At 48.5% G+C, this 14529-nt stretch carries 10 protein-coding genes; 1 reads left to right on the forward strand and 9 read right to left on the reverse strand.

Annotation, left to right across the window (positions count from 1 at the left end):
- Window positions 1-13: 13 nt before the first annotated feature.
- The 9 genes from PAEAM_RS27280 to PAEAM_RS27320 form a co-directional block, all read right to left on the reverse strand.
- Window positions 14-1024 (reverse strand): carbohydrate ABC transporter permease, encoded by a 1011-nt coding sequence (locus PAEAM_RS27280; RefSeq protein ID WP_207765606.1) that lies wholly within the window; start codon window positions 1022-1024, stop codon window positions 14-16.
- Between the two features lie 28 nt (window positions 1025-1052).
- A complete protein-coding gene (locus PAEAM_RS27285) occupies window positions 1053-1952 on the reverse strand; it encodes a carbohydrate ABC transporter permease (protein WP_100529553.1) in 900 nt (299 codons plus the stop codon).
- Window positions 1949-4534, reverse strand: coding sequence for a DUF5696 domain-containing protein (locus tag PAEAM_RS27290; protein ID WP_100529554.1), 2586 nt, complete (start codon window positions 4532-4534; stop codon window positions 1949-1951). The genes PAEAM_RS27285 and PAEAM_RS27290 overlap by 4 nt, the downstream gene beginning before the upstream one ends.
- Window positions 4535-4548: 14 nt before the next feature.
- On the reverse strand, window positions 4549-5169 hold the full coding sequence (locus PAEAM_RS27295) for a YIP1 family protein (protein WP_100529555.1): 621 nt from the start codon (window positions 5167-5169) through the stop codon (window positions 4549-4551).
- The gene (locus PAEAM_RS27300; RefSeq protein ID WP_100529556.1) at window positions 5150-6616 is read right to left on the reverse strand and encodes an NHL repeat-containing protein; all 1467 of its coding nucleotides are present in this window, start codon (window positions 6614-6616) and stop codon (window positions 5150-5152) included. The genes PAEAM_RS27295 and PAEAM_RS27300 overlap by 20 nt, the downstream gene beginning before the upstream one ends.
- Window positions 6617-6627: 11 nt before the next feature.
- Window positions 6628-7491 (reverse strand): carbohydrate ABC transporter permease, encoded by an 864-nt coding sequence (locus PAEAM_RS27305; RefSeq protein ID WP_017689719.1) that lies wholly within the window; start codon window positions 7489-7491, stop codon window positions 6628-6630.
- 2 nt (window positions 7492-7493) lie between these two features.
- Window positions 7494-8405, reverse strand: coding sequence for a carbohydrate ABC transporter permease (locus PAEAM_RS27310; RefSeq protein WP_047842211.1), 912 nt, complete (start codon window positions 8403-8405; stop codon window positions 7494-7496).
- A gap of 75 nt (window positions 8406-8480) precedes the next feature.
- The gene (locus PAEAM_RS27315) at window positions 8481-11408 is read right to left on the reverse strand and encodes an extracellular solute-binding protein (RefSeq protein ID WP_100529557.1); all 2928 of its coding nucleotides are present in this window, start codon (window positions 11406-11408) and stop codon (window positions 8481-8483) included.
- Window positions 11409-11533: 125 nt separating this feature from the next.
- A complete protein-coding gene (locus PAEAM_RS27320) occupies window positions 11534-12913 on the reverse strand; it encodes an ABC transporter substrate-binding protein (protein ID WP_100529658.1) in 1380 nt (459 codons plus the stop codon).
- Window positions 12914-13440: 527 nt separating this feature from the next.
- Here PAEAM_RS27320 and PAEAM_RS27325 point away from each other — a divergent pair.
- Window positions 13441-14481 carry a LacI family DNA-binding transcriptional regulator gene (locus tag PAEAM_RS27325; protein ID WP_235193769.1) on the forward strand — a complete coding sequence of 347 codons (1041 nt, stop codon included), beginning with the start codon at window positions 13441-13443 and terminating at the stop codon, window positions 14479-14481.
- Window positions 14482-14529: the final 48 nt, after the last annotated feature.

The raw sequence follows: 14529 nt of genomic DNA on the forward strand, positions 1-14529 counted from the left end.
TGGGTTTACCATGTTAACCCACTACACCGGAACGTTCAATACTCTCCACGAAATAACGTTGCACAAACAGATACAAAATGATCAGGGGTGCAATAGCCAGCAAAATGCCTGTATCCACAATCATCGCCACATAGTTTGGATCGGCCTTGATGCCCGAGTTCGAGCCAAAGCCCATCAGCTGCGGAATCAACTGGTTCGCCTGAGCAGGTAAGGAAGCCACTTTCAGCGAGATCAGTGGACTTTCACTCATGAATAATGCCGAATAAAAGGTATCGTTATACTGCCATACAAACGAGAACAAAATGACCGTAATCAGCGGCGAGATTGCATTGGGCAGCATGATTCGAGCAAACGTTTTTAATCCACCTGCGCCGTCAATCAATGCAGCCTCCTCGATTTCCTTTGGCATGCCCTTGAAGAACTGACGGAAAATATAGATGAACAGCCCCGCCTTCAGCCCTCCCGCTGTAGCAGCCGTGATTATGGAAGGCCAATACGTATTCAGCAGATTGATGCCATTTTTTCCAGAGAACAACTGGATGATGCCCATAAAGTCAAAGCTGCGGAAATGCAGATACATTGGCACCATAAGTGTGCTTGTCGGCACCAGAATCGTGAGAATCACCAGTACAAAGAGCACATTACTACCCGGAAACGAAAACCGGGCGAAGCCGTATCCGGCAAGTGCACAGGATATCGCTGTCAGAAGCGTTGTGATGGTAACGAACAATAACGTGTTCGCCAACAGAGGCAGGTAATCCATCACTTGCGCCGCTAGCCGGATATTATCCAATGTAAAGTGCTGGGGAATCATATAGATCGTTGGATTGTAGATATCCTGTTTATCCTTAAACGCAACTGACACTTTGAGAAATAACGGGTACAAAATAATAAATGAAATGCCGATGACCAGTGCATATCTGAATATGGAATAGAGAAGGTCCGATGTTTTGTTTCGCACCCGATGCATGTGATAATTCTGCTTCGGAACTACCACCATGCGATCTGTCCCTGATGCAGCCATAATCTGAAGCCTCCCTTAATGTTAACCGTCAGTTGTAGTGAACCCGCCGTGACAATACCCAGCCCACTACGATCAATACAAGACCAATCACCAGTGTGTACAGCCAGGACATCGCCGAGCTTAAGCCAAAGTTCTGCGTTTTGAATGCGGTTTGGTAGATGGCCTGGGTGACTGGACTTCCGGCAAATGAATCAATGATCGTATAGATGACATTTGTCAGAATCAACGGACTGACCATGGGAAATGTAATTTTCCAGAATGATTCATAAGCTGTCGCCCCTTCGATCTTCGCAACCTCATACATCGATCCCGGTACCGATTGCAGCGCGGCGAGGAAGATCAGAATCTGAACACCTGAGCTACTAATAATCTCATAGATCCGCATGATGGCTTCTACAATGTAATCCACATAGGCCATCGGTAATCCCACATCCGCCAGCATCCGCACAATGGATACCACGTTGAACGAAGCACCGCCATCGGCTGATGCATCCACCGCACTTGCATCCCCCATCAGATTGATTAATCCCGCAGACTCAGCTGCTGCGACTGCACTCGAAGCCAGAATAACCGGCAGGAAAAAGATGGCACGTGCCATCGTTCTGCCTCTGAACTTCTGGTTAAGCAGTGTGGCCGTAAACAGACTGAAGAACAAAATCATCGGCACATTCAGTAGCATCGCTCCAACCGAGTCGACCAGAATCCGGTTGAACGTCGCGTCAACCAGAAGCGCATCCTTGAAATTTCTAAATCCAACGTATTCCAGAACGTACCCGCCCGGAGCAACGGACAGATTACTCAGACTGAACCGAATTGATTGCAGGAGTGGTGTGGCAAAGAGGAAGATGAAACCGATCAGCCACGGCGATATAAATGCAAGTCCAAGCAGCGCTCTCCGTGACTTCAGCGATAATCGAATGGTTCTCATCGGTTCACTCCTCCCACCACATAGTCCGTCCCGCCAACCGTTGTTCCATCCACGGTTACTGCATCCGCATTGTAATTCACAAGGATGGATGTACCCCCAGTATAGGTGATCCGGACAACGCCATCCTGAATGCGTTCATGCTTGAGAATCTGCTCATTCGCCAGATTTCCCAGCACTTCATCGGCCTGCTTATACAAGGCAACGGCATCATCCACCCAATATGCATACTCCGTTGCGTAGGCCGAATCATAATTCGTCAGCTTTAGCCTGGATGATGGTTCATAGGTCCATTGAAAATACGGAGCTGCCCCGAGTTCCAGACTGCGCAGCAACTGTTTGCGGAGATCCTGATCCCCCGACGTATTCATCGGAGATGCCGCATAGTTCATGTATCCATGAATGACCATCCCATAAAAAGGAACTTCTTCATCGGTAATATTGAACCGACTCGATCCTGCGGGCACATTTACAACATGTTGCGCACTTCCCCAAGCGTAGCTATTTGCAGCAGATATCATCAGGTTCGGATAGGACTGTTCCAGCTTGCCCAGCTGCTCCTTCACAATGTTCTTCGCCGTCTCCCGATGAATCACCCGACTATCCCGATAATCGGAAGTCAGGACCTGCCCGAGATCACGAAGGGATAATCCGCCGAGATCCAGTTTATTGAATTTGTCAGCAAACTCACTCACTACATAAGGAAGCTTGGCCGCTGAGAGCAAATAATAACTGTCCCTACTCTGATCCATGCGATTAAGTGCAGGATTGTACGGATACAGTTCTGCTGTCTCCTTCGTTACAAACCGCGCTGCATCCGAGGAAGGAGCAAAGCGCATATCATCGTGATAAATGTGCTGGAAAGCCACATCCGGGAACAGAGCTCCACCCGACTGCTCCAGCTTGGTGGACAACGCCTGCAGTTCGGAACGACTGCCCACTTCACTGTCCAACTTCACCTGGGTTGGCGTATGATGACTGATGCCACCGCCGAACCATCCCTGATACCGCATTTGTACGCGGTTCACACCATCCTGCTGTAATTTCGCCGCCATTTCGGTAGCCTGTTCGTACGTCGTCATAGCTAAAGTGGTCCGATAGGGTACACTCAGGAACGAAGCCTTTTTGTCCACTGCACCAAGCACATCCACATAAAACGGCAACTCCGTCTGTTCTGCGAGCGGCTTCAATACATCCTGCTCGATCAACTGCTGCTGATACAGGCGGGCCATACCCGAGTAACTGGCATCTTCTCCATGAAGGAAATGATAACGGACCTGAATATCTCCACGGTAAGGCTCTTCGCTAAGCAGCTGGATCTCCTGCATTTTCTGCGAGGTGTACATCTCCAGCTCATCCTCCCCGCGCAGGGAGAAGGTCGCATGCACGTGGTTGTAACTGTTCTGCCTGCCTCCAATATCCGCAGAGATACTGGCAATGCCGTCCCCTTTTTCAATGACTGCAAACCAAGCATTCTCCCCGTTCTTCAGACCAAACACAGGCATATACGCGGATTCACTAACCTGAGGACGACTGAGCGAGTTATCATTGGGGTCTGCGCCGTACACGCGCTGTACATACTGCTCTTCCTGGGTTTTCCCGTTGTTCAGGTGGATCAGGCTGCCGGAACCGTCAGGTACGAGCATGTAACCCTCACCCTTTGTATCCGCAGCGCCGAAGTAAGCGAGCAAATCAATATTCCGAATGCGGTATTGCCCACTTTCTTCTATTTGGCTCAGAGGCACGGTCACAACGAGTGCCCCCTGCTCAAGTCGATATTCCACAGAAATGACGAAGCTAGGCTTATCCGATACACCTCCGCCTTCGACTCCATTCTCCTGATTGTCAAAAGCCAGATCGTCCGCGGTATAACCCGCCGTCTCAAAGGCACCCAACATCTTGTTCAGTACAAGCTGCTTCGAAATCTGTCCATCCAGCCGTTCCAGAATATCCGGATTGCTCTTGGTTGGATAATAACGGGCAGATGTGTACCTTGCGACAGTAGCGTCCAACTTGGAAAGAACCTTCTCCTCCAGTCGCTGCTTGCTGATCAACTTCGGTAGTGCATCAATACCAAGTGATGTATCACCAAGTGTATAGTTGACCCGAATCCCTTGATCGATCTGACCCACTGTGAATTGTTTGTTGCTAATACTCGAACTGAAATTCGGAAAGTTCTCCAGTGTGCCCATCGAATCCCGGAAAGACACATTTAACTGGGACGACAGCACTTCTTTTTCATATGCGGAAGCAAGACCGTCCTCAGCCCGTTCTTTCGGGTTGCTGTACCAGATCTCTCCACTTTTCCCGTCACGTACTGCAATTTCCGTTGTCTCCTCGTTATAGTACAGGGCGAGTCTCTGATCTTCGGCGACCAGTTGCATACCAGGCACACCCTGCGAGGAGTCCTTACGGAACTGCAACGGTTCCTCCGTGACAGGCATGGCTTTGGTTGTCGTATCCAGATAAGCCGCGGCTTCTACGGCAGGAACCCCCCTGTTGTTTATATACAGCAGCCCGGCTGCAATCATGATTACAGCTGTACCACCAGCCAGCACCGTATATAATCGTTGCCTTTTGTTCACGGATGCCGCCTCCTTTAGGTCCGAAAAATCAACTCGCGGTAAATGTTATAACCGAATTCGTACAGCTGTTGCAACATGCTGAAGACCAGCGCGCCAAGGAATACAATAATGCCCATCACAATGAGTGTCAGCACCATCGTAATGATTGTTCTAATCACCGTGTACTGGTGTACCGTCATCATGCCAATGAACAGAAGCAGTACAAACCAGAAGAACGCGATACTATTGAACAGATAATAAAAAGCAGTCTCCTCCTGCACCATAAAACGGCTGATCACGATCATCGGGGCATAGATCAGAATAACCGGAATGAGCGAGTAACCTGTCGCCAGGACGATTTCCCTGAACTTGCCTTCCCCTTCCATCAAAGTTGTTACTGCCCAGTTGGCCATGCACCATAGAAAGAAAGGTACTGCAACCGTGGCGATCTCGATGATGCTGTTAATTGTACGAGGATCGATGTAATTAACGAGAAATCCTGCGTACTGCTTTTGCAAAATCATCATGACAATAGTAAGCGCCAGTGCTCCATAAGCAACAAGCAGTCGTCCCCGGTTATCCGACTTGAGGTCCCAGAATGCATCGATGGGGTGAAAAATGAGATGCAGCGGAAACTTAATGAAATCCTGCTTCACGATCAACCTGCCTCCTCCGTCTCCATTTAACCGCCACCCGGGTCAGGATCAGAATGACAATCAGCGCGATCGCAACGGTCAGGAATGTACCAAAATGTTCTTTCATCATCTCCCGCCTATGCCTCTTGAACGCGACAGAATAACTCTTGCGGTCCATTCCAAGTTCGAAGTAACCTAGCGCTTCCTCGTTTTTCTTCTCCATTAATAAGGACTTGCCGATACCGATATAAGCGATGTCATAGTTGGCATTCAGCTTCAGCACTTCTCTCCATATATTCACGGCCTCCGTGTCCTCGCCCCGATAGTGGAGTACCACCGCTTCATTCACACGGGCACCAAAACGGGTTGGCTCATAGACAACAAGGTTGTTCTTGCCCCGATCCAGAACCAAGTGATGCTCACCCGATTGTTCAATCGCAACAGGTGTTTTGAACGTACCCACCTGATTTCCTTTGCCACCGTATATGTAGAGCAGATGACCTTCATCGTCGTACGTGAACACCCGGTTCTGTGTCGCATCCAATACACTGTACATGCCGTCGCCCAGCACTTTGACATCGATCAGTTTGGATGGACCGGGATTGTTGCGGAACCGGATATCGCCTTTGACGTCGTAATAACCAAACCGCTTCAGCACATCTTCACCAGACGGATTCAGCCGTTTGATCGGTTCATTTGAGCCGGGATCAATATTCGTTGCATACACAAATCCTTTGTGGTCAATATCCGCATTGGAGAACTCCGTTGGAACAAAGAGAACCATCTGTGCGCGCTGGGCTTTGGTGGATAACATGCGCCAGATATATTCGCCGTAGTCCCGCTCCACTTTGTTGGTACCGACATATCCGATAAATTTCCCACTCTCGTCAAACTGCATAATCCCTTCGTAGACCCCCTGCGCCACAACATACACTCGGCCTACATGGTCCACCGTCAGCTTCAAAGGCTGGAACTGGAATTGGGTCGACAGAATATCCGACTCGGGCTTCGTGATGGTTTGAATCAGTGTCCCTTCTCCATCCAGGACAACCACACGACCGTTGCCTGTATCAGCGACGTATATGCGTTCTTGCTCATCTACAAACAATCCACCCGGAAGGTTGAAGGTCTCCTTGCTGCCATCCATCATGAATCCATCGATGACGCGCAGCAGCTTAAAGTCTGGGGCCAATACAACAATTCGGCTGTTGCCGCTATCCAAAATGTAGATCAACCCGGAGGGAGAAACGTTCACATCACCGGGGTCTTTGAACTCACTAATGCCGAGGTCACGACCTGATATGGTACGCTCGGGCAGATAGGCATCCGGTGAAGGTACAGCCTCTTTCCAGTAGTTGTAGTTATAACTCTCATACGGCGCCGGGGAGGCCGCCGCAGGCACGGCATTCACCAGCAGCAGAGATACTGCCGCCAGGAGAACAAGCCATCTTTTCACTGTGCGTGCCATATCGTTCCCCCTTAATCCTTCATGCCCGAGCTCGCCATCGTCTCAATGATTCGGCTCTGAGAGAAAATAAATAGCGTGATCGGCACACTCATCAAAATCAGTGCTACCGCAGCACCCGCTCCTGCCCGGGATATTCCGCCCTGAATAATCTGACCTGCTGCATAATGCAGGGTCTTGAGCTGCTCGCTGTAGATGTACCCATTGCCATCACTGCCCCATAACATCTGAAACAGCAGAATGATCAATGTAAGCCAGGCTGGCTTCACATTGGGCATGACAATGGACCAGAAGATTCGGTATTCACTGGCACCGTCAATCTTGGCTGCTTCCAGCAGTGCATCCGGGATCTGCTCCATGAACTGTTTCATCAGATACAACCCGAGTGAATAGGCAAATGCCGGAATGATAACAGCCCAGTACGTGTCGATCCATCCGAGCCATGACATGATCATATAGTTTGGAATTGCCGTTACCGCAGGTGTGAACATCAGTGACAGTACGACCACTTGGAACATGAATACTTTGCCCGGAAACTTGTGTTTGGCAAGCGGGTAGGCAGCTGCCGAAGCCAACAATACATGGCCTACGATACCGATACCTGTAATAAACACCGTGTTGAATATATAACGTGAGAACGGCACCCACGAGTCACTCAGCAGATTCAGCAAATCTGTAAAGTTGCTGAACGTGGGATTTTTGACAAATAGCGTTGGTGGAAAAGTGAAAATCTCATCCAATGGTTTGAATGCATTGTTGATTGCATAGATCAGCGGCAGCACCATGAAGGCACCAAATACGAGCAGAAGGGCAAACAGGGAGAGGCTTCCCGATAGCGAGCGATTCACCCGCTTTTTGCCTGTCGCAATTGCAGCCATAGCTATTCTCCCACCCTTCGAAGCAGTTTCTGGACCAGCAAGTTGGTGCCCACCATAATCATGAACAGCACGGTGGCAATTGCTGATGCATACCCCATCTCAAACCGCGTAGTACCAAAGTCGATCAAATGGGTCACCACAGTCTCTGCTGCATAGTTCACACTTGGGAACCCGGCCAGCGCGATCGACACATCGGCCACGGCAAACGAGGTTGTCAGCTGAATGACTGCGCCGAACATCAACTGTGGACGCATCGAAGGCAGGGTAATGTACCATAGTTCCTGCCAGCGATTCTTGATCCCATCCACCGCTCCCGCTTCGTACAATGTCCGGTCCACCGTCTGCAAACCAGCGATAAACGCAAGAAATCCGGTTCCGAGACTCAGCCATAGCTGCACGAGAATGAGAATAGGCATAATGTAGGCTTCCGTCTTCAGCCACTGGATTGGCTCCAGCAGAAAACCCCATTTGATCAACAGCCCATTGGCAATACCATAACGATCTCCCGAGAAGATCATCAGCCAGATAAAATACACATTGCCCGAAATGGAGGGCGCGTAGAAGATCAGCGTCATGAACGCTCTCCATTTCGGTGTTAACTCATTAATGATCCACGCGAAGACAAAACAGGCAATATAACTGATCGGCCCGGTAATGATGGCAAACAGCAACGTATTCTTGATTGCAATCAGGAATACATCATCCTCCAGAAACAGGCGAGTATAGTTCTGCCAGCCAATAAAACGCGGGAATTCCAGCATGTTAAAGTAGGTGAAGCTGAGTATGATCGAGATGACAACCGGAATCACGGTAAACATGAGGAACAGGAGCATATAAGGTGCAAGCAGAACATAGGAATGTTTGCTGGCCTTCATTTCCTGGAGCTTCCAGCTCCACCACGATTTCATGCCCATCCTTGACGCTTTCTCAGGAGGACTGTTTTGTCCGTCTCGGAGTGATATTTGTGGCACGATTAACCCTCCCTCTGCTTACGGAAGACCAAATTCATTACGTTTGACGCGAATCTCGTCCTGAATATATTGGGTATAATCCATGATGGATTCCCTGGCTTCCACTTGGCCAACAACGGTTTTGTAAAATGCATTGAACAGATGGCGGCCTGTAAAATAACCACCGGGTACTTCAGGAATGCCCTTCACCGTTTCGAATTGTGCCTTGAGATTGGCGTAATCCTCCGCAGGCCACGGCAGGGAATCCAGCGCCTTGATGTTGGCCGTTGGATACCGGGCAGCGGCACCCATCAGCCCTTCCATCTCCCGCCCGAATTCAGCTTGAATCGGTGTACTGGTCCACCACTTCATGAACTCCCACGCCGCATCCTGATCTTTGGCACCCTCCAGCATCATGACTGCGCTACCTCCACCCGGTACGTCCCGATTCAAGGTACCATCTGCTTGAACGGTTCCCGGGACAGGAACGAATCCCCATAGTCCGCGAATCTCCGGTGCAAATACGGACAATTGGTTGTACATGGTGTAATCCGTTAGTCCGATAGGCATCTGTCCTGTCCGGAAACGGTTGGCAAAATCATATTCCCGCTCTAACTTGTAATCGGTATAGAACTCCGTCCACTGCTTGAACGTCTCAATTCCGACCCTTGAATCCAGATCCGACTCCTTGTCATCGTTACGATAGAAGGCGCCGCCGTTCTGAAGCAGCATCGTGGCATACTGCGAGTTCGGCGGAATATTGACACCCTGCATATTCGCTTGAGTCACAATCGGCATACCAAATTCCATATGATTTTTGCTCAGAATCGCGAGCAGAGCTTCGACATCTTCCCAGTTCTGAGGCACTTCAAGTCCGAGTTCTTCGAGCACGTCTTTACGATAAAACAGCATGTTAAAAGTTTGCGTTTCCGGCAGGGCATATACGCCTGAATCATAGGCGTACGGCACGATTGCACTTTCCCTGAACTCCTGTTCCACGGTGCTATAATCACTGAATTGCGTCAGATCTACAGCTGAGTTCCGCATCGCAAAGTTCACCGGCAGATCATTGCCGATCTGCATCGCTACATCCGGTCCTTCACCGGATAAAGTCGCTGGTAGCAAGGTTCCCATATTCACCAGCTTCAGATTGACATTGATACCACTGTCTGGTGTGAAGGTCTTGTCAATCATCGCTTTCATCGTATTCGCCTGATCACGTCCGCTACCAATCCAGACGGTTACCGTACGCTGATCTTCCGATGTAGCTACATTACCAATCTGGTTATAATCAATGAAGAACGAATGATAGAATATCTTCGCTTCATGACCAAGCTTGGCAAGTGGCCCCATACCTGTTACAGGAATATCGCGGTCAATCGAAGTGACGTACAGTGCATCGATTTCAAGGGGCTGCTCTCGTGCCTGCTGCACCCATGTGCCGAGACCGCCTGTATTGGTTTTATAAGCCGCAAGCCGTCTTGGAATGGTATCTGGCTTGTCAATCATCTCGTCCAGTTGCAGCGCCATCGTCTTAATCAGTGCTTCCTGATCGCTGGACTGTCCTGACAGAAGACGAAGCTGTGCGGCCACGTCCTTGAGACGTTTACTTTCTCCGCTGAATACTTCCAGCAGGTTCGGAATCTGTTTTTCCACCCGGTAATCACGGAATTCATCAGGCTTGGTGCCTGTAATCATCAGAATACGTCGGTACATGGAGTTCAAGTTGTACAGACTGTCCTCCACATTGCGGATAAGCGGCGCAAAATCCCCGAGGCTGTTCTCCAGCCGCAGCACATGTTTTCCTTTTTCCATGTGAAACTTGTATGCTTCCTTACCGCCCATCACGTCAATACGATAGTCACTTTGATAACGGAAAGGTGCTTTCGCCATCTCTGCAAACGGAACTTCACCATCGATGGTCAGTTTGCGTGTAGAATAGATGCCTTTGACAAAATTCTGCTGAGCGGTAAAACCGATATGATACAGTCCACTTTCCGGCACATCCACTTTCCATTCGATCCATTGTCCTGGCAGACGCCAGTTAAAGCCGCCAATCGTATTAATGCGTACCTGGGAAGCGCTGTAAGGAGATACAGCAGAACTTGACCTTTCGCTGGTCGGGTATAACGTAGGTGAAGATTTGGCAATCGCGGCTTCTCCTTCAATGCGAATAAGTACATCCTTCGGCTGCCCGGAGGAATCCGACTGTTGTGCACCTGCAGTTTCCGCGTAAGGAACAGCTGTCTTCTCATTGAAAAGACGAATGGACCGAATCACCATGGGTTCGCGTGATGATTTTAGCGTTAGCGTGTGTTCCCCTTTTTCCAAATAAAACTTGAATGGATTCTGTTCGTACCCGTCGGAGTCCTGAAACGTTTCTTCCATCCAGCGTGGTTGCTCCACTTGTCTCGGGCGGAGGTCATTACCTTGATTGTCCTGCTCAACAACATCTTTCTCATTGGCCCACACCCGGTCAAACTGCAAATAGGCGGCTTCCGCAAAAGGAAGTTCACCATCAATGTACAATGCACGCTCAATGGCCGAACTCTTGCCTTCTACGGGAAAATAGATTGCGGACAGGTTATACAGCCCGGTCTCCGGCACATTAATCGTCCAATCGACTTGTCCGGTCTCTCCGGTATGGAGAGATACACCATCCATTCCTTCATAATTAGTCAGTTTGCGGACGTCTTCACCTTCGGCTTTTATGTAATCTCCTGCTTCAATGGTGATGTCCACATTCGGCTGTGTAGCCTGATCCGTTCCGGATCGATACTGTTCGTATCCCTTTTTCTGCCGGGTCTGCTGCAAGACTGCATCCACTTCAATGGCAGGCAGACTGCCAGGTGGAATGTTTGCACTCTTTCCATCAGCGCCGGAAGTTACATATAGAATGATGCAGGCTGCCGCCACGATGATTACTGTGGACAATATCCATGTCTTGCGTTGTAGAATTCCAGCCATCCTACGAGTCCTCCTCATCAAGGCTGATGCCAGCAATGCCGATTTGGTGGTTCAGGAAAAGGGGCTCCGTGCAACATTGCCGACACGAGCCCCCTGCCTGAATCGTTTGCTGGTGATAAGTGTTGTTATTGTTTGCCGAGTTTATCAATGGCAGCTTGTGCCTGTGCTTTGTATTTCTCGGCTGTTGCTGTCACGGAAGCATTGTTTTTGATGATATCGTTCACATAATCCCCGAAAGGGTATCCTGTGTAGGCATCATCCAGCAAGATGCGGCCGGTTCCAGCGATGTGCTCGCGAATGATCGCAATATCCTTCTCGTCGGTATAACGACTCTCCAGATAATCTTGACCTGGATACTCTTCAATCTGCGGGATGTCGAAGGTCTCTTCATAGATTTGGTAGACGATCTTTGGATCTTCCACACCTTTAGGAATGAACTTCGCTGATGCTGCATTGTTTGCATACGTTACCTCTTTGCTACCCTGTGGCCCGTTCGGAATCGGCACAACACCAACAGCAAAGGTGAGATCGCCCAACTGCCATTCAGCAGCGGTGAACAGAGCTACATCTCCATCTTTGAACGTATTGCTTTCCTCCCAATTGGTTTTGTCGCCGGTTTTGACCTTCACGACATTTTCCACGTTATACAGGCGTTTGACGAATTCGGCAGCTTCAATCGTTTTCGGATCGGACAATCCTTCTTTGCTATTGGTATCATCCACGATCGTTCCACCATTGGCTGCGGTAAAATGACGAACGACATCAAGCGCCCAGCCAGAAAATCCGTATACGTCAGTTTTGCCGTCGTTATTGGTATCTTTGGTTGCCTGTTTGGCAAGTTCCATGAATTTGTCCCAATCCCATTTGCCTTGGTTATACAGTTCTTGAGGATCAGGCAAAGATAATTTTTTGAACAAGTCACGGTTATAGTGAAGTCCCAGACCAATGCTGGTTGGAGATTCGAAGGCATATTCGTTGCCTGCAATGGCAGGAAATTTTGCAATCAGGTTAGCCTCTTGGTTGATGTTATTCTCAGGTGTAGTGAATTCGGAGATGGGCAATAGTTGCCCTTTGAGGATGGCGGGTAGTGCAGATTTGTACTCCATCTGAACGATGTCGGCGAACGGTTCGCCAGCCAGTGCAGACGTTGTGAATTTGTTCATGTATTCTTCAAAAGGTACGTTAACAAACTCCAGTTTTACGTTGTATTTCTTCTCGACCTCTGCAATTTTATCAAGTCTGGCCTTATCGGAGGCCGTCTCTCCCGCCGGTTTCAAGTCCCACCAGGCCGCGACCTTGATAACACGCCCACCCAGATCAGGCACATTAACCACAGCTTCTTCCGCTTCGCCCTCTTTCTCTGTCTCAGCGACCTCGGTGCTGTTACCTGAGTTCGTTGTTCCCTCTGCTTCGGTCCCCGTCTGCGCTGTCCCCCCACCACTGCAAGCGGATACAAAAAGCATCACGGCCAATAACATCAGAGGTAGAACATTCCATCTTCTCATCATGATTTTAACAACCTCCCCGAATGTGTATACCAATCATGGTTCACCCTAAATCCTTAACCCCACTCATCAACCAATCGAAAATAAACGACCACCACCATTTGTTATTTCCTTGTTTGTTTTTAACAAACAAAATTTAACACAGCAAAATGTAAGCGTCAACATTTTTGTTGTTAACATTTTCTAATTTCTCTGATAAAATGCTGATTAAGCTGTAACACGCCTGTATCACAGCTTATTCAATATCCTGGACTCTAAGTACAAACATATTAAACCATGATTCTAACTTTGTTTATTTTGTTATTTTTATAAAATAACAAAATAATAATTAAGAAGACAAATTTCGTCATACTATCTGAAAATATGCTTACCGTCACGTTGAACGTTCATCCTAAAATACTGTGCATCACTAACATTTTGAATTCTCTGTCCGTTATTAGATTAAGAGAAATACATCATGCTATACTAGAATCGTTGGATATCGCTCCAAATAAGGAATACGGCAGAACTACGAGTGTAAGGATGGTATGATGAAGACAAAGGTAACAATTCAGGAGATTGCACATTTTACGGGTTTGTCGAAATTCGCGGTGTCACGAGCTTTGTCTGGAAAATCGGGCGTTAGCGATCAAACGAGGGATGTCATTCTCAAGGCCGCTGGCAAACTTGGATATTTCAAAGATAACAGCATGTTGTCTGGTGAACTGTATAACAGCCATGAACTTCAGGAACCAAAGAACACACGTTCAAGCGGAACGATCTTGATTTTGTTCCCCAATGTTCGGTACCAAAATCAAGACTCCGTATACTGGGGCCCCGTCTTTAACGGGATCTCTTCCAAGCTGAACCAAAAAGGGATTAATATTCTGACCTTGACGGAACCCTCAGCAGACCAGCTATTTACCCTGCTCAACCCGGATGCCATTCGAGGAATCATTACCGTTGGCTCTATATCTACCCCGATTCTGCTTGAAATCAAGCGTCTCAGTATTCCGGTTGTGATGGTCGATCATCTGGACCCTGTTTTTCACAGTGACAGCATATTCACCGATAACTTTGCATCCATGCGGGAGATCATGCTCTATTTGCTCCGCAAGGGCTTCAAAACATTCCAGTTCGTTGGCAATATCGGGGATGCTCATAGCTTCTATGAACGCTGGATTGCGTATACTTCTGTCCTTATGGGTCATGGGATGGAAATACATCAGATTCCCGAGCTGAGTAATCAGGCATTGGATGAGTTCCGCCAGACGTTCACTTCGGTGATCAGTGAGGATAACCTGCCTGAAGTGTTTGTATGTGCGAATGATTTCTATGGGCTATACACCATAGAAGCACTTGAGAGTATGGGTATTCGTGTACCTGATCAGTGTGTTGTCACGGGATTTGATAATCTATACGACAATATCCCATTACTTGCCACAGTTAATGTGAACAAGGAGTTACTCGGTGCGCGTGCAGTGGATCAGATGTTATGGCGCATTGCGAATCCAGAGAGCAACGTCGAGAAAAAGTTGATTCTTGCTGATGTCATTATTCGTGAACAGTTTGGCAGACATAGTGGGTAATATGGCAGAATATCAAATACCCCTTTAACCGTATTTGTGCGGCTAAAG

It is taken from the genome of Paenibacillus sp. GM1FR, from assembly GCF_002803315.1.
GTDB lineage: Bacteria > Bacillota > Bacilli > Paenibacillales > Paenibacillaceae > Paenibacillus > Paenibacillus amylolyticus.